Here is a 25,343-nt window from a genome sequence, read left to right as displayed (position 1 = left end):
TTTATTTTAGAAACGCTCCGGGCTAAGAGCGATTAGATAATGAATTCGGTATAGAAAGAATTGGGTTGTATGGCAGTTTCGCAAGAAATGAACAAATTGAGTAAGAGCGATATTGATCTGGTCTACGATTTAAACCCAGATTTTAAATTGTCCTGGACAGAACAAGAGCGACTTTATCGAATCCTTCTTCGAAAATTACACCGAAAAACGGATTTAGGTTTATGAATCCATTTTTCGAATACAAAATGCGAAAGGATGTAATTTATCTATAGTGATCGTACACTACTAATACCTCAGAAATACGCTTAATGACTGACATAAAAAAACGCCATATCGCCATTCTGGGATCGACCGGCTCCATCGGAACGCAGGCCGTTGAGGTGGTTAAGGCACATCCCGACCAGTTTCAGGTCGAGGTTCTGACAACGAACAACAACGCCGATCTGCTTATTCAGCAGGCCGTTGAATTAAAGCCCAATGTCGTTGTCATTTGCAACGAAAATCGGTACGACCAGGTGTTTTCGGCACTCGATCCGCTTGGCATCAACGTTTACGCGGGAGCGAAAGCTATTGCTTCGGTGGTACAGATGGATAGTATCGACATGGTGCTGACGGCTATGGTTGGTTATGCGGGTCTGTTACCGACCATTAAAGCGATTGAAGCCGGTAAACCCATTGCGCTGGCCAACAAGGAAACCCTGGTCGTGGCAGGCGAAATCATTACGCGACTGGCGGCCCAGAAAGGGGTTAACATCTATCCCGTCGATTCTGAGCATTCAGCTATTTTCCAGTGTCTGGTCGGGGAGTTTCATAACCCTATCGAAAAAATAATTCTGACCGCGTCGGGGGGGCCATTCCGGGGTAAGCCGCGAGATTTTCTGGCCAGTGTTACAAAGGCACAGGCCCTGAAACACCCCAACTGGTCGATGGGTGCAAAAATCACGATCGATTCAGCGACGCTGATGAATAAAGGTCTGGAAGTAATTGAAGCCAAATGGCTGTTTGGTCTCACGCCCGACCAGATCGACGTTATTGTTCATCCACAAAGCATCATTCATTCGCTGGTTCAGTTTGAAGACGGTAGCCTGAAAGCGCAGATGGGCTTGCCCGACATGCGCTTACCGATTCAGTTTGCGCTCGGCTACCCGAATCGTATGCCATCGAACTTTCCCCGGTTTAGTTTTCTGGATTATCCGACGCTGACCTTCGAAAAGCCCGATCTGGAAACTTTCCGAAACCTTCAGCTCGCATTCGAAGCCCTGCATCAGGGTGGCAATGCGCCGTGTATTATCAATGCGGCCAATGAAGTGGCGGTCGATGCTTTTCTGCACGACCAGATTGGTTTTCTGGAAATCTCTGAAATCATTGAATCGTGCCTGGCCAAAGCTACCTTTGTTGAGCATCCTACTTACGACGACTACGTTCGCACGGACGACGAAACCCGTCGGCTTGCTTCACAACGAATTAAAAGTTTAGTTTAGCTGTTTGTATTATAGAGCCACAACAGAACGTTTTTACCCATACGACTGCTAAAAGAGACCTGTCTGGCCCGATTTGCTGGTCATACCAATGTGGCTACCTGACTAGTTACAGTCGTTAAATAATCTTAAATTTGATTTAATTACTCGTTCGAATACATGGAAATTTTAGTGATGGCCGGGCAGCTCATTCTGGGTCTGTCCATCTTGGTAGGGTTGCATGAGTTAGGTCATTTACTGGCAGCCAAAGCGTTTGGTATGCGGGTAGAACAGTATTTTATTGGCTTCCCACCCAAAATATGGAGCATAAAGCGGGGTGAGACGGAATATGGTGTTGGCGCTATTCCGCTTGGTGGTTTTGTAAAAATTTCGGGTATGATCGACGAATCGCTCGATACGGCCCATGTGAATACCGAACCACGACCTTACGAATTCAGAGCCAAACCCGCCTGGCAGCGGCTAATTGTTATGCTTGGCGGCATCATCGTCAACGTAATTGTTGGTATTCTGATTTTCGTAATCATGACTTACAAAAACGGCAATACCTATCTGGCCGCCAAAGATGCTAAATATGGCATCGTTGCATACGATCTGGCCCAAGGTATCGGCCTGAAAACCGGCGACAAGATTGTGAAGGTCAATGGAAAAGAGATTACGGATTTCAGCGAAGCTATTAGCGTTTCGAATGTTTTTCTACATAACAACAGTTCGTATACGGTTGAACGGGACGGGAAGCTGGTAGATATTTATATTCCTAATAATTTTGTTGATAAACTGGTCGATAAAAAAGCTGTTGCACAGTTTATCGAGCCTATTGAACCTTTTAAAGTGGGCGATCTGGTTCCGGGCCAGCCAGCAACTAAAGCAGGACTTAAGTCTGGCGATGTCATCACAAGTGCCAACGGTCAGCCAATCCACTTTTACCATGAGTTCACCAAAATTGTAAAGCCGCTCAAAAACAAGCGTCTAACACTGGGTATTAACCGGAATGGCCAACCATTAACCCTTACCATGACTACCACGGAAGAGGGCACTATTGGCTTCTATCCAGAATTATTACTTCCGCTTACCAAAGAAAACTATACGTTTGGAGAAGCGTTATCGATCGGAACGAAGAAAGCTTTTCAGGTTGTGTTTGATAATATCAAAGGATTTGGCAAGATTTTCCGGGGCGAAGTATCGGCATCGAAAGCGTTAAGTGGTCCTATTGGTATTGCTCAAAACCTGTTTGGCGGTATTTGGGTCTGGGATCGGTTCTGGACCGTTACGGGACTTCTGTCGATGGCATTAGCATTCATGAATGCCTTGCCAATTCCAGCGCTCGATGGCGGTCATGCTACCATTTTAGGCTATGAAATTATCTCAGGCCGTAAGCCCTCTGACCGTTTTCTGGAAGCAGCCCAGCGTGTAGGCATGGTTATTCTTCTGGGCCTGATGGCTTTTGCTATTTTTAACGACGTCTTTAAAGCTGTTTTTTAAGCGTTGAAAACAACCCCGATAACTCTTGCATTCATTCTTCTGGCGGCCGGTTTTCTACAGGGAAACCGGCCTGCTACAGTATCGCACCTGATGCGTCATGAGTTTCATGCCAGCGTTACCCAAATGCAGTATAATCCCAAAGAGCATGCATTTGAAATTAGCATTCGGCTCTTTACCGATGATCTGGAGAAAGCATTATCGCATGAATTCAATACCAAAGTGCATCTTTCCGGCGCAACGACCGGACCGAATGATAAAAATGATTTATTAATAGAAAAATACATTCGTTCACATTTTTCTTACGTAAACCCACAAAAACAAACTAAAGCATTCAGCTACGTTGGGCATGAGATTGAAGTTGATGCCAACTGGGTTTACCTGGAAATGCCTTATAATGAACCATTTAAAGGAGGGATATTAAAAAATAATGTATTGATGGACATGTTTGACGACCAGGTCAACATGGTTAACATCCAATATCAGGGGCAAAAAAAGACATTCGTTTATCGAAAAAAAGAGCCCGTTCAGGATGTTTCTTTCTAATTAATAAATTTATTAGTTCGGTGCCCATCTCATTTCGTTAATTTTGTAACAAAGGTAAGTGACCTGCCTTATCGACATTGAGTCAATAGATTGGCATACCGCTTGCAATAGGTTCATTTGCTTACCCTTCCGTAAGTTTGGGACACCTACCACATAATGAAAGCTGCCAGTTTGGCAGTGTAAATATGATTTCAGATAAAGATTTAGCTACCCGTTTACTGCTGGCCGATTTTGACTCGGACAATCTGGAAATTGTGCCACTTGGGTCGCCAGAAGGGTTAGACGATGATTACGACCTGCCTCCAAACCTACCAATCTTACCCGTTCGTAACACGGTATTGTTTCCGGGTATGGTTATCCCCGTTACCGTTGGGCGGGCCAAATCGATCCGTCTCGTAAAGAAAGCCTATAAAGGAAACCGAATTATCGGTGTAGTTGCCCAACTCAATCAACAAAAAGACGAGCCAACTGCCGACGATCTTTACCGGTATGGAACTATCGCGTATATCATTAAAATGATTACGCTTCCCGATGGTAATATCACAATTATCATTCAGGGCAAGAAACGCTTCGAAATTCAACAATTTATCCAGGAAGAGCCATTCATGACAGCGCAGGTGCGCCAGATTGAAGACTCGTTCCCGAACGTTAACCGCAAAGAAGGAAAGGCATTGCTGCAATCTGTAAAGGATGCGGCTTATAAAATCTTACGACTCAATCCCGAAATACCGCAGGAAGCCCGTATCGCTTTAGACAATATCGAAAGCCCTACGTTTCTGCTCCATTTCCTGTCGTCGAACATCAATGCCGAAGTAGCCGATAAACAGCGCCTTCTGGAAACACTCGATGGAAGCCAGCAAGCTAATTTGCTGCTTGAATATACGCTTCGCGAAGTACAACTCCTCGAATTAAAACGCGAAATTCAGTCGAAAGCGTCTTCCGATCTCGATCAGCAACAGCGCGACTACTACCTTCGCCAACAGATGAAGGTGCTGCAGGACGAACTGGGCATGGATAACCCAGATCGGGAAATTGATGAGTTGCGCATACGGGCCGACCATAAAAAATGGCCAACCGAAGTACGCTCTCACTTCGATAAGGAACTGAATAAACTGCAACGCATTAACCCCATGGCTCCCGAGTATCCGGTAACCATGAACTACGTTGAGTTGATGGTCGATTTGCCCTGGAATGAATATACAAAGGACAATTTCGACCTCAAACGTGCGCAGAAAATTCTGGACGCCGACCACTTCGGTCTCGAAAAAGTAAAAGAACGGATTATTGAGTATTTGGCCGTTCTGAAACTTAAGAACGACATGAAAGCGCCAATTCTGTGCCTCTATGGACCTCCTGGCGTTGGTAAGACCTCGCTCGGAAAGTCGATTGCAAAGGCACTGGGCCGTAAGTATAGCCGAATGGCATTGGGTGGCGTACACGACGAAGCCGAAATCCGGGGACACCGTAAAACTTACATCGGGGCAATGCCCGGCAAGGTAATCCAGAACATCCGTAAGTGTGGCTCTTCGAATCCGGTCTTTATTCTGGACGAGATCGATAAAGTCAGTTCCGACTTTCGGGGCGACCCTTCGTCGGCCCTGCTCGAAGTGCTGGATCCAGAGCAAAACTCGACGTTTATGGACAATTATCTCGAAACAGAATATGATCTGTCGCGGGTGTTGTTCATTGCAACCGCCAACTCGCTCGACACCATCCACCCTGCCCTGCGCGACCGGATGGAAATTATCGATATTGCCGGTTATACCGTTGAAGAGAAAGTTCAGATTGCCAAGAAATACCTGATTCCTAAACAACGGAAAGATCATGGCCTGAAACCGAAAGATCTCATCATCGAAGACAAAGCCATTCTACGCATCATCGAAGGCTACACGCGCGAATCAGGTGTTCGGAATCTGGAACAGAAAATAGGAGCACTGGTTCGTAAAATTGCCAAATCCATTGCCATGGAAGAGGAATATAACCACACCATTCGTGCGGCCGATGTTTCTAAAATGCTGGGAGCCGAAATTTTTGACAAAGAGCTCTATGCAGAAGACGACATTGCAGGTGTGGTTACGGGCCTGGCCTGGACACAGGTTGGTGGCGAAATTCTGCTGATCGAATCGAGTCTGAGCCGTGGCAAAGGTTCGCTGACGTTATCGGGTCAGTTGGGCGATGTGATGAAAGAATCGGCCATTACGGCTCTTTCGTATCTCAAAGCCCATGCCGATGACCTTGGTATCGATTACCGGATTTTCAATCACTACGATCTGCATATTCATATTCCGGCAGGAGCCGTCCCGAAAGATGGCCCATCGGCCGGTATTACGATGCTTACCTCGATGACCTCTATTTATACCCAGCGCAAAGTGAAGCCTTACCTGGCCATGACCGGTGAGGTAACTCTTCGCGGAAAGGTATTACCGGTTGGTGGTATTAAAGAAAAAATTCTGGCAGCAAACCGGGCCGGCATAAAGGAAATTATTCTCTGTTCGAAGAACCGGAAAGACATTGAAGAAATAAACACGACCTATATAAAAGACCTGAAATTCCATTACGTCGATAACGTCGACCAGGTTCTTTCAATCGCCCTGCTGCCAAATCAGGTTGGCAAACCCATGAAGTTTATCCTGCCTGAAGAAAAAGAGCATCGGGAAGTAGAGCGGGCTTACTGATCTGCTTATCGGAACGCGGGCGCAGCGAATTAACAGGCAAATCTGTTTAATCCGTTTCGCCCGCGTTTTTATCTTTACACCGTGCTTGATTTTCAGAAACTCTCCGCCAGCTATCAACAGGCGCTTTTGCGCCAGATTGTACCATTTTGGCTAAAACATAGCCGCGATGAACTATGTGGAGGCTATTTTGATTATCTGGCAGCTACCGGTGAGGTAATTGATGGGAATAAGTTTGTTGCCCTACAGGCTCAGCAAGTCTGGGCTTTTGCCTGGCTCTACAATACATTCGATGGACAGCCTGCCTGGCTCGATCACGCTCGTCATGGCGGCCGCTTTCTAAGCCAGTTCGCCCATAACGATACGCTTAACACCTACGCAGAACTCGACCGACGTGGGCGACCTGTAGCTCCGGCATCTGGTATTTCGTCGGATTGCTTTACAATGATGGCCTATGCTCAGCTTCACCGCGCAACGGGCGATGATGAATGGGCTATGCTGGCAAAGCAGACACTTACTCAGTTGCTAAAACGGCGGGAAACATTCAACAAAAATGATGAGTTACCTACCGAGCGATTCCAGCCCATTCGCCATTTGAGCGAACCTGTTGCGCTACTTAAAGCAGTCCAGGAGATGCGGCTTTTGTTAGACGAAGACAGTTGGAAAGAATCCACAAAAGATGTGCTTCAGGAAATAACAGGCGAATTTCTGGATCGTCGTACTGATACTTTACGGGAATATATCCTTCCCGATGGTGCCTTTATCAATACGCCAGAAGGTCGGCGGTTGAATGTAGGCTTAACGTTTCAAACGGCAGGTTATATACTCGATGCTTGTCTGGAATTGGGTAATCGAAAGCTAGCCTTGCAGGTTACGACCTGGTGTCTGCAGATGTGCGCATACGCCTGGAACGAAATGGAGGGAGGGTTTGCTCACTATATAGATTTCAAAAAACAGCCGGTTGTTTTCCCTGAATGGACTCAAAAATGGGCCTGGGTGCATCTGGAAGCGATAACGGCATTAACCAAAAGCTATTTTCAAACCCGCCACCCCGATTGCCCTGGATGGATCAAACGAATCCATGACTACACATTTCAATTCTTTCCAGATCAACGATATACGGGCTGGTATCTGGCAATTGGCCAAAATAATCAGCCAATTGTAAACGCCAAGGCAATAGCATCAATTGGCTGTTTCTCCTTAATCCGGTGTTTGGCCGAAACCGCACAACTGTTAACTAAATGCGGGCAACTACAGCCAGTAGGGCGAAACATACGAGTGAATTAAGCCCGGTGTCATAGCTCAATAATTGCCAATTCGTTTTGGTTAACTTCGGCTGCCAGCAGATTAATTCTGGTACAATCAATTTGTTGAGGAGGTACCGAAAAGGTATACTCTCCGGGATTCACCCGCTCCGAAATAAGGGTATACTGGTGCGTTGAGTAACTCGCATCGAGCTGATACAGATCGACAGCCAACTGACAAACTGCATCGACCGCAACAAGAACAATACCCTCGCAGGAGTCATACCCAAAACAAGTTAGGTTTTCATTCAGCCCCCGAGCGGTAGCCAGAGCAACAGTAATTTGCTTAACCAGCAGCGGAATAATCGGCACTAGCCCATCAACAAACAGTAGCTCCTTGTTCTGAGACAGAAAGTGGCTTTTTAGTCGCTGATTTGTAAGTTCATCAATACCACGGCCAAGCGCAATCAGGTCAAAATCTTGACCATTAATCGTTTCAATAGCCTCATCAACCAAACTGGTTGTCTGTACCCAAAGCCCCTCCTGGGTTAAGGCTTCGGCTAAATCTGAAAGGATGATCGGATTACGACCAATTAAGAGTATTCGGTTCCTCATCGTTTCCTGCTATCTACAGAAACGTAGTCGGAAAAATGGAGGAGTATATTGTATCAGATACCAGAAATTTAACACATCCAGGCAAAAATCATACTCACCCAGATGTGTTAGAACGACTATCTGTTGAATGAATCGACCGCAGCGCGTACGCTGCCATATTTTGCGAGCAAGGCTTCGGCTTCTTCACGAGTAACGTTGATTTCGCTCATGACCATTTTGGCCGCCCGGTCCTGTAGTTTGATATTGGTCAATTGCATATCGACCATTTTGTTACCCTTCACCCGACCTAGCTGAATCATTACCGAGGTCGAAATCATATTGAGCACCAGTTTCTGAGCCGTTCCCGCTTTCATTCGGGTGCTACCTGTCACAAACTCAGGGCCAACAACTACTTCCACCGGAAACTCAGCCGCCTGCGCTACTGCCGAACCAGGATTACAAACAACACAGCCCGTTAGCAAGCCAGCCGCCCGTGCCTGATTCAGCCCACCAATCACATAAGGCGTTCGGCCCGATGCGGCAATACCAATCACAGTGTCGAGTTTGTCGGGATGATAAGGTGCCATATCCTTCCAGGCTTGTTCGGCATCGTCTTCGGCAAACTCAACGGCTTTACGAATAGCGCCATCGCCACCAGCCATCAGACCGATCACCAGATCGTGAGGTACGCCATAAGTGGGTGGGCATTCCGACGCATCGACTACCCCCAGCCGACCACTCGTACCGGCACCAATATAAATTAGCCGTCCACCCTCTTTCATTCGTTTAACAATCTGAATTACCAGGGTTTCAATTTGAGGAATAGCTTTTTCAATAGCCAACGGAACGGTTTTATCTTCCTTGTTAATATTAGTCAACAATTCGTGCACCGACATCTGCTCAAGATGATCATAGTGCGATGAGGTTTCGGTTATCATAGCCCAAAAGTAATAGGTGATCATTTTAACCGACAAATAATCCGATTTTTCTTGCCTTTCCGAAAAACTTCATTTTTATTTACGGCGTTATTACACTATCAGCGAAATTTCGCTATTTGTTAAGATGATCACTGAGCAACACGTTACCGAATTAAACCGTTTTAGCCGCACATTAACGCAGGAAGTAAGTAACCCAGCTGCTAAAGCCATGCTCTATGGCGTGGGACTTACTGAAGAGGACATGCAAAAGCCGCAGATTGGAATTGCCAGTACCGGCTACGAGGGTAACACCTGTAACATGCACCTGAATGGGCTTTCTGTTTATGTAAAACAGGGAATTCAGGCCAATGGCCTGGTCGGTTTAATTTTTAACACAATTGGTGTATCCGATGGAATGACAAACGGTAATGACGGGATGCGCTACTCCTTACCAAGTCGCGACCTGATTGCCGACTCCATTGAATCGGTGGTAGCAGCTCAGTGGTACGACGGCCTTGTAACCGTTGTAGGCTGCGACAAAAATATGCCCGGTGCCATGATGGCGATGGCTCGTCTGGACCGGCCCAGTATTATGGTTTATGGCGGAACAATTCGTTCGGGTCATTACAAAGGACAGAAACTCGATATTGTATCGGCTTTCGAAGCACTTGGGAAACGATATGCTGGCAAGATTTCGGATGAAGATTACGAAGGCGTCATTAAAAATTCGATACCCGGTGCCGGTGCCTGTGGCGGTATGTATACGGCCAATACAATGGCCAGCAGTATCGAAGCAATGGGACTTAGTTTACCTTTTAGCAGTACCTACCCAGCTACACACGAAGGAAAGCAGGAAGAATGCAAAAAAATTGGGGCAGCTATGCGCATTTTGTTAGAGCGCAATATTACTCCGAAAGAAATTATTAGCCGTAAATCGCTCGAAAATGCCCTGACTATTGTTATGGCGCTCGGCGGCTCAACCAACGCGGTTCTGCACTATCTGGCAATTGCCCGGGCCGCCAACATTCAACTGACACTCGATGAGATTCAGGCCATTAGCGACCAGACGCCATTACTGGCTGATTTGAAGCCAAGCGGCAAATATTACATGGAAGATATGCTTGCCATTGGAGGTGTGCCGGCCGTTATGAAATATTTATATCAACAGGGCATGATTCATGGCGATTGCCTGACCGTGACGGGGAAAACCGTAGCGGAGAATCTTGCCGAGATACCAGATCTGGACTTTGAAACCCAGAAAATTGTTTTCCCGCTGAGCAATCCGATCAAGAAAACCGGTCATATCCAGATCATGCGTGGAAATCTTAGCCCAACCGGTGCAGTAGCCAAAATTACAGGTAAAGAAGGGCTGAAATTTGAGGGCGTAGCCAAGGTATGCGAACACGAAGGCGAAGTCATAGAAGCTTTGTCGAAAGGTGAAATTATAGCAGGTCAGGTTATTGTTATTCGGAATGCTGGCCCCAAAGGGGGGCCGGGTATGAGCGAAATGCTGAAACCCACGTCGGCTATTATGGGCGCTGGTTTGGGCGATAAAGTAGCCCTGATTACGGATGGGCGTTTTTCGGGAGGCACACACGGCTTTGTAGTAGGCCATGTCACTCCCGAAGCATTCGAAGGCGGTCCTATTGCCCTCGTCAAAGATGGTGATCTTATTTCTATTGATGCCGTTACCCGCGAATTAACCTTACACATTACAGACGAAGAGTTAGCCCAACGGAAAAGTGAATGGAAACAACCAGCGCCACTTTTCACGAAAGGTGTACTGGGTAAATACATCCGAAATGTAAAATCAGCCAGCGAAGGCTGTGTGACGGATGAGGCCTAGACTGACGCGGACTCAAACAACAAACTGAATACGACCTTTAAAACACGAACAATTCATCATGGAAGCAATCGCCAACATCACTCCAGACGTTATCGAGACAACTCCGTCGGCCCAACAGGCGGCTCCGAAATTAATTTCCGGATCGGAAGCTCTCATGATGTCGCTCATAGCCGAAGGCGTAGACACCATTTTTGGTTACCCCGGTGGAGCCATCATGCCCGTTTACGATGCACTGTACGACTACCAGGATCAAATTAACCATATTCTGGTTCGTCATGAACAAGGAGCTGGTCATGCAGCCGAAGGTTATGCCCGCGTAACGGGTCGGGCCGGAGTTTGCCTGGTTACATCGGGACCGGGTGCAACCAACCTGGTTACGGCTATTGCCGATGCGCTCATCGACTCAACACCAATGGTCTGCATTGTTGGTCAGGTTGCCAAAAAACTGCTGGGGACAGATGCTTTTCAGGAAGCTGACGTTATGGGTGTAACCATGCCTATCACCAAATGGAATTACCAGATCACCAATTCCGATGAAGTTGCGGATGTGATGTCAAAAGCTTTTTACATTGCCCAGTCGGGCCGACCGGGGCCTGTATTGATCGATATCACCAAAAGCGCTCAACTCGAATTAATGACGAAGCCGTTCAGCTATGAACGCTGCCAAAGCATTATCAGCTACCGGCCGCGTCTGGCACCCAAACAGGAACAGCTTGAACTAGCGGCCAAATTGATCAATAGTGCCAAACGGCCTTATGTATTGGTAGGGCACGGTGTGCAGATCGCCAAAGCCGAAGAGGAACTACGTATTTTTGTCGAGAAAACCGGCATACCGGTTGCCACTACATTGCTGGGCCAATCGACCATTTCGACCGACCATCCGCTATATGTAGGCTGGTTAGGTATGCATGGAAACTACGGTCCCAATGTCATGACCGATCATGCCGATGTCGTTATTGCCATCGGTATGCGTTTCGACGATCGCGTAACGGGCGATGCCAGCAAATATATTAAACAGGCAAAGGTTATTCATATCGAAATCGACCCGGCCGAAATCGATAAAATTATCCGTGCCGATGCCCCGGTTGTAGGCGATGCCAAAGAAGCACTGAAGGCGTTGATTCCGCTTGTTGAACCAAATGATCATACGGTTTGGCGCAACGAATTCAGGAAGTACGACACCATTGAGTATGAAACGATTACGGCCCCAGAACTGAATAACCCAGCCGGTAAGATCAGAATGGCCGAAGTGATCGATCTGCTTTCTACCAAGACCAAAGGCGAAGCCGTTCTGGTAACCGACGTAGGGCAACACCAGATGATGGCGTCGCGCTACTACCAGTTCCGTCGCCCCAATAGCCTCATTACATCGGGCGGTATGGGTACGATGGGGTTTGCGCTACCAGCCGCTTTTGGGGCCCAGGTCGGTGCCCCCGACCGTCAGGTAGTAGCCATCATTGGCGATGGTTGTTTTCAGATGACGCTACAGGAACTTGGAACAATTGTTCAGAACAAGCAGCCCGTAAAAGCCATCATTCTGAACAACAACTTTCTGGGTATGGTCCGCCAGTGGCAGCAGTTGTTCCACGAGCGCCGTTATTCATTTGTTGAACTCCAGAATCCCGATTTCATTACCATTGCCCGAGGCTTTGGTATGGACGGTCAAACCTGCGACAAACGAGAAAACCTGTCCGACGCGCTCGATACGATGCTCGCTCATGATGGCCCATTCCTGCTCGAAGTAATTGTAGAAAAAGAAGAAAACGTATTCCCGATGGTACCGGCAGGTGCCAGTGTTTCGCAGATTCGGCTGAAATAAAAGCCCCCAGGCCCCCAAAGGGGGTATAGGGAGCTACCAGGTTCGAACCTTAATGTCAGGACTAAAATTTGACCTAAAAAGACACCCCCTTTGGGGGTATGGGGGCAATGACAACATACACCATTTGCATATTCACCGAAAATACCATCGGATTGCTTAACCGCATCACGATCATTTTCACACGCCGACGCATCAACATCGAAAGCCTTACTGTTTCGGAAACCGAACGAAAAGGTGTTTCGCGCTTTACGGTGGTCATTAAACATGAATCGCGCGAAGAAGTGGAAAAGCTTGTTCGTCAGATTCGTAAGATTGTGGAAGTACTGGCCGTTTTCGGCTACCTCAACGACGAGATTGTTTATAATGAAATTGCGCTCTTTAAGGTTTCAACACCGTTAGGCAGTAAACCGCTCGACGTTGAAACCATTAATAAGCAACACAAAGCCTGGATCGTTTACTGGGGTCTCGACTATGTTGTTATTGAGAAAACCGGCGACGATAAAGAAATTTTTGAGTTCTTTGCCTACATCAAGCAGTACGACATTCTGGAGTTTGTCCGTTCGGGCCGGGTAGCGGTCGGCAAAACCGAGAAAGGGCTGGTCGAGTATCTGCCCGAAGCCGAATGGGCCTATTATCTCTAAGGTAAGTAAATCAGCGAATGAGTGATTGAGTGATTTGGCAAATAATCCACTGAATGTCAATACATTATTCACCAAATTATCCAATCACTAATTCACTAATACGGTAGTTTCTTATTTGCGTAACCATTTATTAACCCCCACAATACGAGTACCAAAATCAATTAAACATGGCAACGATTAATTTCGGAGGAGTAGAGGAGCAAGTTGTAACGCGGGAAGAGTTCCCGCTGGAAAAAGCCCGTGAGGTGCTGGCAAACGAAGTGATTGCCGTTATCGGCTATGGTGTACAGGGTCCAGGCCAGTCGCTCAACATGCGCGACAATGGCTTTAATGTTATTGTTGGACAACGCAAAGGCAAAACCTACGATAAGGCTGTTGCCGATGGCTGGGTACCAGGCGAAACGCTGTTCGAAATCGAAGAAGCACTGGAAAAAGGTACCATTATTTGCTTCCTGCTCTCCGATGCCGCTCAAATCGAACTTTGGCCAACCGTAAAAGCGGCTTTGAAACCGGGTAAATCGCTATACTTCTCGCACGGTTTTGGCGTAACCTACAAAGAGAAAACCGGTATTGTTCCACCAGCCGACGTCGACGTTTTCTTAGTTGCCCCTAAAGGCTCGGGCACGTCGCTGCGTCGTTTGTTCGTAGAAGGCAAAGGCCTGAACTCGTCATTTGCGGTTTATCAGGATGCATCGGGCAATGCCCGCACAAAAGCGATCGCTATGGGTATCGGCGTTGGCTCGGGCTACCTGTTCGAAACTGATTTCTATAAAGAAGTAACCTCCGACCTGACCGGCGAACGTGGTACACTGATGGGCGCTATTCAGGGAATCTTTGCCGCTCAGTATGAAGTACTCCGCGCCAATGGACACAGCCCTTCAGAAGCCTTTAATGAAACCGTTGAGGAGCTAACCCAGTCGCTGATGCCACTGGTGGCCGAAAACGGTATGGACTGGATGTATGCCAACTGCTCGACCACAGCCCAGCGCGGTGCCCTCGACTGGTGGAAGCCTTTCCGCGATGCTACCAAGCCGGTGTTTGAACAACTTTATAACTCCGTAAAATCGCAGGAGCAGGCCGAAATCAGTATCACCCGCAACTCGCAGCCCGACTACCGCGAGAAACTGGAAGTAGAGCTGGCCGAACTGCGCGATTCAGAAATGTGGCAGGCTGGTGCGGCTGTGCGCTCGCTACGCCCAGAACGAAGCTAGAGGTTTGTCATTAAATGCTCATCAGTAGTCATTGATGGTCATCAAGAGTCATTAAGGCTTTTCGTTTCTCTACGAAAATTAACCAATAACTCTTGATGACCACTTAATGACTATTTTTTATGAGATCAAATTGTTTTTGCCTATCTCCGCTGGCTATAACCTGGAGGGTGTAAGCTTGTCGAAGCAACAGTCTAAACATTAACGACCTGAATATCAGCCTTCATAAATCACATTCTAATACGGGTTCAATAACCTGTTTCTTCTGAATATAAGGCTACCAGCCGTTCGGAAATCAACTGGGAAACTGTCTTTTCATCAACACATGACAACGAATGACCATTTAATAAATGACGGTCAAACCCCCGACCTCGACAATATCTATCTGGCATCCGAACGGCTAAGGGGTGTTGTTACGCATACGCCTTTACAGGAAAACATCAATCTGTCGGATCGATACGGGGCCAATATTTACCTCAAACGAGAAGATTTACAGGTTGTTAGGTCGTACAAAATTCGGGGGGCTTATAACAAAATGGCCAGCCTGCCAGCCGAAGCCCTGGCCAAAGGTGTTGTCTGCGCCAGTGCTGGTAATCATGCGCAGGGGCTTGCCTATGCCTGCCGGAAAATGGCCGTTCGAGGCACAATCTTTATGCCTACTACAACGCCAAATCAGAAAGTAAAGCAGGTGAAATTGTTTGGCAAAGAGTTCGTTGAAGTTGTATTGACCGGCGATACCTACGACGACGCATTCTATGCGGCAATGGAATTTGTTAAATCCCACGATAGTACGTTTGTTCATCCGTTCGACGATTTGCAGGTTATGGAAGGGCAAGGCACCGTTGGTCTTGAGATCTTCAAGGATTCGAATTTCAAGATCGATTACCTCCTGATGGCCATTGGTGGTGGTGGTTTAGCAGCAGGTGTATCCACGGTTTTTAAACAACTTAGCCCCAAAACCAGGCTGATCGGTGTAGAACCATTGGGGTCGCCCTCCATGAAAGTTTCGATCGATGAAGGGCATGTAGTAGCTCTCGATAAAATCGACAAATTTGTCGACGGTGCTGCCGTAAAACGTCCGGGCAATATCACCTTTGACGTCTGCCGCAAAAATCTCGACCGGGTTCTGCTGGTTCCGGAGGGTAAAGTGTGTACCACCATTCTGAAGCTATACGACGAAGACGCCATTGTGGCCGAGCCTGCGGGTGCCCTGACAATTGCGGCACTCGATATGCTAAAAGACGAAATCAAAGGAAAAAACGTGGTCTGTCTGGTCAGTGGTGGCAATAACGACATTACCCGTACCGAAGAAATCAAAGAGCGTTCGTTGCTTTACGAAGGACTCAAACACTATTTCATAATCCGATTTCCACAGCGAGCGGGTGCGTTTCGCGATTTCCTGAATGTGCTGGGCCCAACCGACGATATCAGCCGATTTGAATATGTTAAGAAAACGAACCGCGAAACAGGCCCTGCCGTTGTAGGTATAGAGCTTAAACAACGCGATGATTTTGAGCCGCTTATTGGCCGTATGCACGAACAAAACATCGTTTTTGAATACCTCAACGACCAACCCGATCTGTTTCAGTTTTTGGTGTAAGTTATTCTGTAAGCGAAATGCTTCGCGTTCCATCATCCATCCAGCCCAATCAGTTTCAATCGCTGAACATTCAGCGAGCCGATGGTTCGGAAATGACGTTTGTCGCTTATCGAAGCGACGTGTATCCCGAACGGAACGAAGTCTTTTTCGAAGAACATGCCGTTATTGTTGTGCTGGAAGGCGAAAAGAAATTTAGTTCGCCCACGCAGGAATTGCATGTTCACAAAGGCGACATTCTCTTTTTTCAGCGAGGCTGTTATTCAATGAACGAATCTATTGACAACAATTACCGAAGTCTGGTCTTTTTTGTCAATGAGAAGTTATTGAAAGAATTTGTTAGCCAGCATCTGGCTCTGTTCCAGACTCACTCACACCCACTACCTACCAACCCTATTCTGGCTTTTTCGGCCTCGCCAACGTTCAATACATTCATTGATTCGTTACTCCCTTATTTCGGTGCCAGAACACCTTTTCTGAATGAGATCCTACGCCTGAAATTTCAGGAACTGCTGCTCCATTTACTCGAACTGGATACAACACGACAACTTCGCACGATTCTTCTACACATTTATGAAGGACAGAAGACAGACCTCGACTACTTAATGAGCACCTACCTGCTTAAGCCCCTGTCGATGAACGAACTGTCTCGAATTTCTGGTCGGAGCCTATCTGCTTTCAAACGCGATTTTGAAGAGCATTTCCATACGTCACCTGGCCAGTGGATCCGCAGAAAACGGCTCGAACATGCTCACTTTCTCTTGCGCAATACCGATCAGAATGTGTCGGAGGTAAGTCGTGAAATTGGTTATGAAAGCGTATCGCATTTCATAAAAGCGTACAAACAACAATACGGTTTTACGCCTAAACAAGCCCAATGAACTAAAATCGCCATTTAGTGGACCAATGGCGAGATGATTGATTGCCTAAGTTTCCGCAAATTTGTAGGCACGTTTCCTGACTCCATCGAGCCGAGAGAAACGTCAGGAAATTTAAGTACAGCGTTTACCTGTTTTCTATACAACTATGAGTACCCCAAAAACCCTGTTCGATAAAGTCTGGGACGCTCACGTCGTCCGGCATGTCGACGATGGTCCTGATGTATTATTTATCGACCGTCATTTTATTCATGAAGTAACCAGCCCGGTAGCCTTTCTGGGTCTGGAAGGCCGCGGAGCGGGTGTGCTATTTTCGGGCCGCACGTTCGCTACCGCCGATCATAACACCCCAACTATCAATCAGCATCTGCCCGTAGCCGACCCCCTTTCGGCCAATCAGTTGGCCGCTTTGGAACGAAATGCCACCAAATATGGCATCTCGCACTGGGGTCTGGGCCATATCAAAAATGGAATCGTACACGTAGTAGGGCCAGAAAATGGAATCACGCTTCCCGGCATGACCATTGTTTGTGGCGACTCACATACGTCGACCCACGGTGCTTTTGGCGCTATTGCCTTCGGAATTGGCACATCGGAAGTAGAAATGGTACTGGCAACACAATGCATTATGCAGCCAAAGCCGAAGAAAATGCGGATTAGTGTAAACGGGACGACCGGCAAAGGTGTATTGCCGAAAGACGTTATTCTGTATATCATTTCGCAAATTTCGGCTAGTGGCGCTACGGGCTACTTTGTTGAGTATGCCGGTGATGTATTTGAAACTATGAGTATGGAAGGCCGCATGACGGTCTGCAACATGAGCATCGAAATGGGTGCTCGTGGTGGTATGATTGCCCCCGACCAAACAACGCTCAACTACCTGAAAGGCCGCGAACTAGCTCCAAAAGGGGAAGCCTGGGATAAACTGGTTCCTTACTGGGAATCGCTCAAAACCGATGAAGGTGCTACATTTGATGTTGATCTGACTTTCGACGCAGCCGACATTGAGCCTCAAATTACCTACGGCACCAACCCTGGCTTAGGCACTGGTGTTACGCACCAGATTCCGGCTGCTGAAGCCGTAAAAGACGGCGCTGCCAGCTATAAAAAATCATTGCACTACATGGGCTTTTCCGAAAACGAATCGATGATCGGCAAACCCATCGATTTTGTCTTTCTGGGAAGTTGCACCAATGGCCGAATTGAAGATTTCCGGGCATTTGCTTCCATCGTAAAAGGCCGTAAGAAAGCCGATAATGTAACGGCTTGGTTAGTGCCGGGTTCACACATCGTTGAGAAGCAGATTAAAGACGAAGGTATTCTTGATATTCTGACCGAATCGGGTTTCCAGCTTCGTCAACCCGGCTGCTCGGCTTGCCTGGCCATGAATGATGATAAGATTCCAGCTGGCAAATATGCCGTTTCTACCTCAAACCGCAACTTCGAAGGCCGCCAGGGTCCCGGTGCCCGTACGCTCTTAGCGAGCCCGCTAGTGGCGGCTGCTGCCGCAGTAACCGGCAAAGTGACCGATCCGAGAGAGTTAATCTAATAACATAAACCAAGCCCCCTAACCCCCAAAGGGGGCACTTGCTGGCGCATTATTTTACATACAGTATTACTTATGATGCGTCAGCGCTCCCCCTTTGGGGGTTAGGGGCCTTCAAATCATGGCTTACGACAAATTCAATATACTCCGCAGCACGGCCGTTCCAATGCCCATTGAGAACGTCGATACTGACCAGATTATCCCTGCCCGCTTCCTGAAAGCTACTGAGCGTAAAGGATTCGGCGATAACCTTTTCCGCGACTGGCGCTACAATAGCGACAATACGCCTAAGGCCGATTTTGTTCTGAATAATCCAACCTACTCTGGCGAAGGGTCACCCCGCAAAATTCTGGTCGGTGGCAAAAATTTCGGGAGCGGTTCAAGCCGCGAACATGCCGCCTGGGCTATTTACGACTATGGTTTTCGCTGTGTTGTTTCGAGCTTCTTTGCCGATATTTTTAAAAATAACTGCCTGAATATCGGCATCTTACCCGTTACGGTCAGTCCGGAGTTTGCCGATAAAATCTTTGCTGCCATCGAGGCCGACCCCAAAACCGAGCTGGAAGTTAACCTGCCAGCACAAACCATAACGCTGCTGGCAACGGGCGAAAGTGAAGGCTTTGCCATCAATGGCTATAAAAAGCATAACCTCATCAACGGCTTCGACGACATCGATTACCTGCTTTCGATGAAGTCTGAAATTGAAACCTTCGCCGAAACGAGACCTTTTTAAAGAGTGAATGAGCGAAAAATGATGCGCTAGCCACTCTTTCGCTCATTCACTCTTTCGCTCTTTAAAGTATGAAACGTCGTTATATCGAAATTATGGATACGACACTGCGCGACGGTGAACAAACCAGCGGAGTGTCGTTTTCGGCGTCTGAAAAACTGGCACTTGCGCAGTCGCTACTTACCGAGGTCAAGGTCGATCGGGTTGAAGTAGCCTCAGCGCGAGTATCGGCTGGGGAGTTAGAAGCGGTTCAGCAAATTACCCGTTGGGCTGCCGGAGTTGGCTTGCTCGACAAAATTGAAGTATTGACCTTTGTTGATGGGCAGGCTTCACTCGATTGGATGCTTGCATCGGGTGCCAAAGTCATGAATCTGCTCACCAAGGGTTCGATCAACCACCTAACTTACCAACTTAAGAAAACGCCCACCGAACATTTTGCTGATATTCAACAAGTTCTTAGCGAAGCTCAGCATCACGGCCTACAAGCCAACGTGTATCTGGAAGACTGGAGCAATGGTATGCGAAATTCGCCCGACTACGTTCTTCAGTTTCTGGATTTTCTGCAAACGCAACCTGTCCGCCGTATCTTATTACCCGATACGCTGGGCGTGCTTACTCCTACCGAAACCTTTACGTTTATTAGCCAGCTTGTAGCGCGTTACCCCCGTTTACACTTCGACTTCCACGCCCATAACGACTACGACCTTAGCATCGCCAATGTAATGGAAGCAATTCGGGCGGGCGCTCATGGATTGCACCTGACCGTAAACGGTTTGGGCGAACGGGCCGGAAATGCCCCTATGGCAAGTGCAATTGCGGTTATGCGCGATTTTATGCCCGATATAAAAACCGGCGTAATCGAAAAGTCGCTGTATCAGGTCAGTAAAATTGTCGAAACGTTTTCCGGCCTTCGGATTCCCGATAATAAGCCCGTCGTTGGTGATAATGTGTTTACCCAAACGGCTGGAATCCATGCCGATGGCGACAAGAAAAATAACTTGTATTTCAATGCGTTGTTACCGGAACGATTTGGCCGCAAACGCAGCTATGCCCTGGGAAAAACATCCGGCAAAGCCAATATCGAAAACAACCTCCGCGAATTAGGGATTCAACTGCCAGAAGAAGACCTGCGTAAGGTGACCCAGCGCGTTATTGAATTGGGCGATCAGAAGGAAGTTGTTACGCGTGAAGATCTACCCTATGTCATTTCGGACGTATTGAACACAACCGCAATCGCTTCGCGGGTCGAAATTCTTAACTATGTACTCACGCATTCCAAAGATCTCAAACCGTCGGCAACACTTCGTGTTCGAATCGATAATGAGCAATTCGAGGAAAATGCCCAGGGCGATGGTCAGTACGATGCGTTCATGAACGCGCTGAAGAAAATTTACGGCAAGAAGAAACGAACACTACCTATATTGACCGATTACGCCGTCAGAATTCCAACGGGTGGGCATACCGATGCTCTTTGCGAAACGATTATTACCTGGAAATACAAAAACCGCGAATTCAAAACTCGTGGCCTTGATTCCGACCAGGCCGTGTCGGCAATCAAAGCCACTCAAAAAATGCTAAATACGTTAGACTAAAGAGCCCTCCAGCCCCTTTGCGAGCTAGCGAGCTTCTTCCCCAATTATGAAAAAACACATCCTTGTTGTTCCCGGCGATGGAATCGGCGCCGAAGTAACTGCTGTTGGTAAGCAGGTTCTCGAAACAATTGCTCAGAAGTTTGGTCATGAGTTTACCTACGACGAAGCCCTGATTGGCCACGTGGCTATTGAAGCTACCGGTTCACCATTACCCGCTGAAACCTTAACTAAAATGCAGGCGGCCGACGCTATTTTGTTCGGTGCAGTAGGCCATCCTAAATACGATAATGATCCTTCAGCCAAAGTGCGCCCAGAACAAGGATTGCTCCAGATGCGGAAAGAGCTGGGGCTCTATGCCAACCTGCGCCCTATTAAATTGTTCGACGAACTGCTTGAAGCCTCTAGCATAAAGCCCGAAATTCTGCGGGGAGCCGATATTCTGTTCTTTCGCGAGTTGACGGGCGATGTTTATTTCGGAAAACGTGAGCGAATCGATAATGGTAATACCGCTTACGACACCATGATTTACAGCAAATATGAAGTAGAACGCATTGTCCGTAAAGCATTCGAAGCGGCTCGTACGCGTAGCAAGAAACTGTGCTCGGTCGATAAAGCAAACGTACTCGAAAGCAGTCGCTTATGGCGCGAAGTAGTTCAGGCCATTGCTCCCGAATATCCTGACGTCATCGTTGAACACCAGTTTATTGATGCAGCCGCTATGCTACTTATTAAAGATCCTAAACGCTTTGATGTGGTTGTAACGGGTAACCTTTTCGGTGATATTCTGACCGACGAAGCCAGCCAGATTGCCGGTTCGATGGGAATGCTGGCTTCTGCTTCAGTTGGCGATAAAACAGGTGTGTATGAACCTATCCACGGTTCGGCCCACGATATTACGGGCAAAGGAGTAGCAAACCCACTTGCATCTGTGCTGTCAGTTGCGTTACTACTCGATATTTCGTTCGGCTTACAAACAGAAGCACAGGCCGTAATTGGCGCCGTTGATGATGCTCTAAAAGCAGGTTTCCGCACGCGTGACATTGCTGATAAAAATACGCCCTCTGACAAGATTCTGGGTACAGAGGCAATGGGCAACCAGATTATCAGCTCTTTAAAGGCTTGATTTAGAAGCGAATCTGGTCTATTAAAAAAATATTTATCTGCTTGTAATTTTGTAATAAATGGCTACTTTTGTAGCGCATTTACGCAATCAGCGAAATTTCGCAAACTTAATATGCAAACAATCTGTCTTGATAACCGACTGCAGCAGCTAAACGTTTTTTAAAGACGGAGAAGGATATAGTATGCGAAAAAGGCCCTTTCTCCAACAGAAAGGGCCTTTTTCCTTAAGGCCAGTAAATTGCTAACATTTCAATAAATACCGGGTATGAGCCAACGAGTTTATATTTTCGACACTACTTTGCGCGACGGCGAACAAGTGCCAGGCTGTCAGCTAACTACAGAGGAAAAAATTGTGGTAGCTAAAGAACTGGAGCGCCTGGGCGTTGATATTATCGAAGCGGGCTTTCCTATATCCAGTCCGGGCGACTTCCGGTCGGTAGTCGAAATTTCCAAGGCTGTGACTGAGCCTACCATTTGCGCATTAAGCCGCGCTGTAAAAGGAGATATTGATGCTGCTGGTGAAGCTCTAAAATGGGCAAAACGTGGCCGCATCCACACCGGAATTGGCTCATCCGATATTCATATTCGGAATAAATTCAACAGCACCCGCGAAAAGATACTGGAACAGGCTGTAGCTGCTGTTAAGCATGCTAAAGGCTATGTAGAAGATGTGGAGTTCTATGCCGAAGACGCGGGCCGGGCTGATCTGGCTTTTCTGGCTCAGCTTACAGAAGCGGTTATCAGTGCCGGAGCTACTGTTGTAAATATTCCTGATACTACTGGCTATTGCCTACCCGACGAATACGGCCGAAAGATTGCCTATATCTATGAGCACGTCTCAAACGTGCATAAGGCAACTATTTCGATCCATTGTCATAATGACCTTGGGTTGGCAACTGCCAATACGCTGGCTGGCGTAATGAACGGTGCCCGTCAGGTTGAAGTTACGATTAACGGCATTGGTGAGCGCGCTGGCAATACATCGCTCGAAGAAGTTGTAATGGCGATTAAAGTCAAAAAAGAGTTGGGACTCTATACGAACATTGATTCGACCCGGCTTTATCCAGTCAGTAACCTTGTATCGCAAATGATGCGGATGCCCGTTCAGGCCAATAAAGCTATTGTTGGTCGAAATGCCTTTGCGCATTCCTCAGGTATTCATCAGGATGGCTTCCTTAAGCATTCAGAAAATTACGAGATCATGAACCCGCAGGATGTAGGCGTTCCGAAATCCTCTATTGTTCTGACTGCCCGGAGCGGTCGCCACGCTCTTAAGCATCGGCTGGAGTTGCTTGGCTACCGGTATGATAAACCTACGCTGGATACGATTTATACTCGATTTCTTGACATGGCCGACATCAAAAAAGAAGTAAATGATAAGGATTTGATGGAGCTTGTTCGCTAGGCTTCAGCCCACCTAACCGGTGGGCTTTTTTGTGAACAAATCTTTTTGATGCTCTGTTTGGTAGATAAATCGTTAAAACAGTAGCAAATGGCACGTCCAACTCCAGAATTGATCGATGCGCTTCGCAAAACGGCTAAAAAGCTGCAAAATGGTGCCCCATACCAATGGGGTCATATGGGAGGTTGCAACTGCGGTAACCTTGCCCAGGAGCTAACAAAACTCTCTAAAGATGAAATCCATCGTTATGCGCTCCAGCGGTATGGAGATTGGAATGTACAGGTTGATGATTATTGTCCAACAAGCCAAATGCCAATTGATGTAATCATCAGCGAAATGCTCGCAGCAGGCTTAACGATTGAAGATGTAAAGCACCTGGAACGGCTCAATGATCGGCAAGTATTAGTCCGTTTCCCACAGGAGAAACGATACTTAAGACATAACAACCGTACTGATGTTGTCATGTATATGAATGCCTGGGCCGATCTACTGGAAGAGCAATTTTTACAAAAATTTCAACTGGCAGAACTAAAACTAGACGAGTTCGAAGTAGTTTAGGATCAAGGTTAAAAGTTGTGGAGCACCTTGGATTATGTGCTGAAGGCCTTAAAACCAGCTTGCCGGACTTTCTCATGCCATCGAGCCAACCGAGCTAAGCCGTAGAGCTTGTCGGTGGTGTTCTCAAAAATGTGGCTCAACGGCTGACTCAACTCATAAGCCCTCTTCAAATCTGGGTAGCGGTCAACAGCAGAGCGGCCCGCTGTTGCTGACTGGGCGTCCAATCAATCGACTTTTTATAGAGCACATAACAGCTACGAGCCAGCAGTTGTTTAAGCGTGTCGCCATTGGAAAGAACCTCTGGTTGATAATCGGTCTGGTTGAGCTTGGCCTCTGATCGAGGGCTTGATTTTCTGCTTCCAGAGCCTGCCAGCGGTAGGCAATACGCATGTCCTGAACGGCCTCCAGGGCTAGTTGTTGCACATGAAATCGGTCGGTCGCCTGAGTGGCCTTAGGAAGGCATTTTTTAGCGATCAGCCCCATGTTACCGGCCATGTCCAGGGTAATCCGCTTCAGCGGTCCGATCCTGTACCTTTTTACGCTGACCTTCAGGCAACTTACGCAAGACTTCAATGACGGTTTCGGCTTTAGTCCCTACCATAATGGCCACGATACTTCCAGGTCCGCCTTTAGCGGCTTTATTGGTCAGAACCGTATAGAGCTCGCCTTGGGAAAGGCTCGTTTCGTCAATCGACAGATGTGTGCCCAGATTTTGGGGATACAGTAGCCAGTCTTTGGCATGGGATCGTTGCGCCCAATGGGCAAATCCACTTTGACAAGCACGATAGTGACGCAATAAGGCTCGGCCACCAACCCCATACAACCGACCAAGGCTATTGGTACTGTGGGGGGATGAATCCGTCAATTTCTTTTAAAAAATTCGCGAAGTCCGTTGTCATTCGCGTACCCTATGCCACTTGGCTCCAATCTCTGGTTTTGCGTCTTGGTGTTGAGCCGCGCCACGGTGGCCAACGACGGCGTTTGATGTGTAGGAAAACTCGTTTATCACGGATGGGAAAGTCTTGGATGGTAATCTGGGGCAGGAAGCCTTTGGATAATAACTCCCGTTTTTGACCAGCGGGCTCCTCATAATTCTTTTCTTCCAGATACAGCTGAAGTACTTCTGAAGCGGATTCGACGTGGGTTAATTGGTAATAGGTTCGGATGAACTCCGGTAAGAAGTGTTCGACTAAAGGCAAGAAACTTTCCAAAACGAGCTAGACTTGGGTGAGATTACAAACCTAGAAAAATACAACGCCCTCCAGAACTTTTGTCCTTGATCCCTTTTTTTTAGGAGTATTTAGGATTCCCCTAAAACAGAGAAAGCCCTCTTTGGGAGGGCTTTCTCAACAATTCATCAGGTGGCACCTACCTACTCTCCCACTTGTGACAGCAGTACCATCGGCAGTACGGGGCTTAACGGCTCTGTTCGAAATGGGAGAGGTGTTCACCCGCCTTAACAGCACCAACCTGTTGA

Annotated in this window: 22 protein-coding genes and 1 rRNA gene; 17 read left to right on the top strand and 6 right to left on the bottom strand. The window is 47.5% G+C overall.

Going from position 1 to position 25,343, the window contains the following annotated elements:
* Positions 1-308: 308 nt before the first annotated feature.
* From WBJ53_RS00825 to WBJ53_RS00805, 5 genes are all read left to right on the top strand, one after another.
* Positions 309-1,481, top strand: coding sequence for a 1-deoxy-D-xylulose-5-phosphate reductoisomerase (locus WBJ53_RS00825; protein WP_338874151.1), 1,173 nt, complete (start codon positions 309-311; stop codon positions 1,479-1,481).
* Positions 1,482-1,637: 156 nt separating this feature from the next.
* Positions 1,638-2,957, top strand: a complete 1,320-nt coding sequence (gene rseP / locus WBJ53_RS00820; protein WP_338874150.1) for an RIP metalloprotease RseP — start codon at positions 1,638-1,640, stop codon at positions 2,955-2,957.
* Positions 2,958-2,960: 3 nt separating this feature from the next.
* Positions 2,961-3,500 (top strand): DUF6702 family protein, encoded by a 540-nt coding sequence (locus WBJ53_RS00815; protein ID WP_338874149.1) that lies wholly within the window; start codon positions 2,961-2,963, stop codon positions 3,498-3,500.
* 185 nt (positions 3,501-3,685) lie between these two features.
* Positions 3,686-6,175 (top strand): endopeptidase La, encoded by a 2,490-nt coding sequence (lon, locus tag WBJ53_RS00810; protein ID WP_338874148.1) that lies wholly within the window; start codon positions 3,686-3,688, stop codon positions 6,173-6,175.
* Between the two features lie 81 nt (positions 6,176-6,256).
* Positions 6,257-7,459: an AGE family epimerase/isomerase gene (locus WBJ53_RS00805; RefSeq protein ID WP_338874147.1), complete on the top strand. Its 1,203-nt coding sequence runs from the start codon at positions 6,257-6,259 to the stop codon at positions 7,457-7,459.
* 8 nt (positions 7,460-7,467) lie between these two features.
* On the opposite strand, the gene WBJ53_RS00800 is transcribed toward WBJ53_RS00805, so the two are convergent.
* A complete protein-coding gene (locus tag WBJ53_RS00800) occupies positions 7,468-8,031 on the bottom strand; it encodes a hypothetical protein (RefSeq protein ID WP_338874146.1) in 564 nt (187 codons plus the stop codon).
* A 116-nt stretch (positions 8,032-8,147) separates the two neighbouring features.
* On the bottom strand, positions 8,148-8,948 hold the full coding sequence (gene murQ / locus WBJ53_RS00795) for an N-acetylmuramic acid 6-phosphate etherase (RefSeq protein ID WP_338874145.1): 801 nt from the start codon (positions 8,946-8,948) through the stop codon (positions 8,148-8,150).
* Positions 8,949-9,072: 124 nt separating this feature from the next.
* On the opposite strand from murQ, the gene ilvD reads away from it, so the two are divergent.
* From ilvD to WBJ53_RS00735, 12 genes are all read left to right on the top strand, one after another.
* Positions 9,073-10,773 carry a dihydroxy-acid dehydratase gene (gene ilvD, locus WBJ53_RS00790; RefSeq protein ID WP_338874144.1) on the top strand — a complete coding sequence of 567 codons (1,701 nt, stop codon included), beginning with the start codon at positions 9,073-9,075 and terminating at the stop codon, positions 10,771-10,773.
* Between the two features lie 58 nt (positions 10,774-10,831).
* Positions 10,832-12,592 carry a biosynthetic-type acetolactate synthase large subunit gene (gene ilvB, locus WBJ53_RS00785; protein WP_338874143.1) on the top strand — a complete coding sequence of 587 codons (1,761 nt, stop codon included), beginning with the start codon at positions 10,832-10,834 and terminating at the stop codon, positions 12,590-12,592.
* A 107-nt stretch (positions 12,593-12,699) separates the two neighbouring features.
* On the top strand, positions 12,700-13,233 hold the full coding sequence (gene ilvN, locus WBJ53_RS00780) for an acetolactate synthase small subunit (RefSeq protein ID WP_338877137.1): 534 nt from the start codon (positions 12,700-12,702) through the stop codon (positions 13,231-13,233).
* Between the two features lie 167 nt (positions 13,234-13,400).
* Positions 13,401-14,444: a ketol-acid reductoisomerase gene (gene ilvC, locus WBJ53_RS00775; protein WP_020596242.1), complete on the top strand. Its 1,044-nt coding sequence runs from the start codon at positions 13,401-13,403 to the stop codon at positions 14,442-14,444.
* Between the two features lie 322 nt (positions 14,445-14,766).
* A complete protein-coding gene (gene ilvA / locus WBJ53_RS00770) occupies positions 14,767-16,041 on the top strand; it encodes a threonine ammonia-lyase (RefSeq protein ID WP_338874142.1) in 1,275 nt (424 codons plus the stop codon).
* A gap of 17 nt (positions 16,042-16,058) precedes the next feature.
* Positions 16,059-16,919, top strand: a complete 861-nt coding sequence (locus WBJ53_RS00765; RefSeq protein ID WP_338874141.1) for a helix-turn-helix transcriptional regulator — start codon at positions 16,059-16,061, stop codon at positions 16,917-16,919.
* A 145-nt stretch (positions 16,920-17,064) separates the two neighbouring features.
* Positions 17,065-18,465, top strand: a complete 1,401-nt coding sequence (gene leuC, locus WBJ53_RS00760) for a 3-isopropylmalate dehydratase large subunit (RefSeq protein ID WP_338874140.1) — start codon at positions 17,065-17,067, stop codon at positions 18,463-18,465.
* A gap of 118 nt (positions 18,466-18,583) precedes the next feature.
* Positions 18,584-19,195 (top strand): 3-isopropylmalate dehydratase small subunit, encoded by a 612-nt coding sequence (leuD, locus tag WBJ53_RS00755; protein WP_338874139.1) that lies wholly within the window; start codon positions 18,584-18,586, stop codon positions 19,193-19,195.
* Positions 19,196-19,263: 68 nt separating this feature from the next.
* Positions 19,264-20,784: an alpha-isopropylmalate synthase regulatory domain-containing protein gene (locus tag WBJ53_RS00750; RefSeq protein WP_338874138.1), complete on the top strand. Its 1,521-nt coding sequence runs from the start codon at positions 19,264-19,266 to the stop codon at positions 20,782-20,784.
* 46 nt (positions 20,785-20,830) lie between these two features.
* Positions 20,831-21,907 (top strand): 3-isopropylmalate dehydrogenase, encoded by a 1,077-nt coding sequence (gene leuB, locus WBJ53_RS00745; protein ID WP_338874137.1) that lies wholly within the window; start codon positions 20,831-20,833, stop codon positions 21,905-21,907.
* A gap of 264 nt (positions 21,908-22,171) precedes the next feature.
* Positions 22,172-23,311, top strand: coding sequence for a 2-isopropylmalate synthase (locus tag WBJ53_RS00740; RefSeq protein WP_338874136.1), 1,140 nt, complete (start codon positions 22,172-22,174; stop codon positions 23,309-23,311).
* Between the two features lie 87 nt (positions 23,312-23,398).
* Positions 23,399-23,866 carry a hypothetical protein gene (locus tag WBJ53_RS00735; RefSeq protein ID WP_338874135.1) on the top strand — a complete coding sequence of 156 codons (468 nt, stop codon included), beginning with the start codon at positions 23,399-23,401 and terminating at the stop codon, positions 23,864-23,866.
* A 32-nt stretch (positions 23,867-23,898) separates the two neighbouring features.
* Here the strand turns inward: WBJ53_RS00735 and WBJ53_RS00730 are convergent, their stop codons facing one another.
* The 4 genes from WBJ53_RS00730 to rrf all read right to left on the bottom strand — a co-directional run bounded on the left by WBJ53_RS00730 (position 23,899) and on the right by rrf (position 25,336).
* Positions 23,899-24,006 carry a hypothetical protein gene (locus WBJ53_RS00730; RefSeq protein WP_338877136.1) on the bottom strand — a complete coding sequence of 36 codons (108 nt, stop codon included), beginning with the start codon at positions 24,004-24,006 and terminating at the stop codon, positions 23,899-23,901.
* Positions 24,007-24,049: 43 nt separating this feature from the next.
* Complete coding sequence (locus WBJ53_RS00725; protein WP_338877135.1) at positions 24,050-24,349, bottom strand: transposase; 300 nt, start codon at positions 24,347-24,349, stop codon at positions 24,050-24,052.
* A 1-nt stretch (position 24,350) separates the two neighbouring features.
* Positions 24,351-24,731, bottom strand: coding sequence for a hypothetical protein (locus tag WBJ53_RS00720; RefSeq protein ID WP_338874134.1), 381 nt, complete (start codon positions 24,729-24,731; stop codon positions 24,351-24,353).
* A gap of 494 nt (positions 24,732-25,225) precedes the next feature.
* A 5S ribosomal RNA gene (gene rrf / locus WBJ53_RS00715) occupies positions 25,226-25,336 on the bottom strand.
* Positions 25,337-25,343: the final 7 nt, after the last annotated feature.

The organism is Spirosoma sp. SC4-14 (assembly GCF_037201965.1).
Taxonomy (GTDB): domain Bacteria; phylum Bacteroidota; class Bacteroidia; order Cytophagales; family Spirosomataceae; genus Spirosoma.
The sequence above is the reverse complement of the archived record's forward strand: the minus strand, read 5'-3'. Positions and strand labels throughout refer to the sequence as shown.

What these genes read in the sequence shown, in the direction of transcription:
- WBJ53_RS00825 (WP_338874151.1), top strand. Translation starts at nt 309, where the DNA reads ATGACTGACATAAAAAAACGCCATATCGCCATTCTGGGATCGACCGGC.
- rseP (WP_338874150.1), top strand. Translation starts at nt 1,638, where the DNA reads ATGGAAATTTTAGTGATGGCCGGGCAGCTCATTCTGGGTCTGTCCATC.
- lon (WP_338874148.1), top strand. Translation starts at nt 3,686, where the DNA reads ATGATTTCAGATAAAGATTTAGCTACCCGTTTACTGCTGGCCGATTTT.
- WBJ53_RS00800 (WP_338874146.1), bottom strand. Translation starts at nt 8,031, where the DNA reads ATGAGGAACCGAATACTCTTAATTGGTCGTAATCCGATCATCCTTTCA.
- murQ (WP_338874145.1), bottom strand. Translation starts at nt 8,948, where the DNA reads ATGATAACCGAAACCTCATCGCACTATGATCATCTTGAGCAGATGTCG.
- ilvD (WP_338874144.1), top strand. Translation starts at nt 9,073, where the DNA reads ATGATCACTGAGCAACACGTTACCGAATTAAACCGTTTTAGCCGCACA.
- ilvB (WP_338874143.1), top strand. Translation starts at nt 10,832, where the DNA reads ATGGAAGCAATCGCCAACATCACTCCAGACGTTATCGAGACAACTCCG.
- ilvN (WP_338877137.1), top strand. Translation starts at nt 12,700, where the DNA reads ATGACAACATACACCATTTGCATATTCACCGAAAATACCATCGGATTG.
- ilvC (WP_020596242.1), top strand. Translation starts at nt 13,401, where the DNA reads ATGGCAACGATTAATTTCGGAGGAGTAGAGGAGCAAGTTGTAACGCGG.
- ilvA (WP_338874142.1), top strand. Translation starts at nt 14,767, where the DNA reads ATGACAACGAATGACCATTTAATAAATGACGGTCAAACCCCCGACCTC.
- WBJ53_RS00765 (WP_338874141.1), top strand. Translation starts at nt 16,059, where the DNA reads ATGCTTCGCGTTCCATCATCCATCCAGCCCAATCAGTTTCAATCGCTG.
- leuC (WP_338874140.1), top strand. Translation starts at nt 17,065, where the DNA reads ATGAGTACCCCAAAAACCCTGTTCGATAAAGTCTGGGACGCTCACGTC.
- leuD (WP_338874139.1), top strand. Translation starts at nt 18,584, where the DNA reads ATGGCTTACGACAAATTCAATATACTCCGCAGCACGGCCGTTCCAATG.
- WBJ53_RS00750 (WP_338874138.1), top strand. Translation starts at nt 19,264, where the DNA reads ATGAAACGTCGTTATATCGAAATTATGGATACGACACTGCGCGACGGT.
- leuB (WP_338874137.1), top strand. Translation starts at nt 20,831, where the DNA reads ATGAAAAAACACATCCTTGTTGTTCCCGGCGATGGAATCGGCGCCGAA.
- WBJ53_RS00740 (WP_338874136.1), top strand. Translation starts at nt 22,172, where the DNA reads ATGAGCCAACGAGTTTATATTTTCGACACTACTTTGCGCGACGGCGAA.
- WBJ53_RS00735 (WP_338874135.1), top strand. Translation starts at nt 23,399, where the DNA reads ATGGCACGTCCAACTCCAGAATTGATCGATGCGCTTCGCAAAACGGCT.
- WBJ53_RS00725 (WP_338877135.1), bottom strand. Translation starts at nt 24,349, where the DNA reads ATGGGGCTGATCGCTAAAAAATGCCTTCCTAAGGCCACTCAGGCGACC.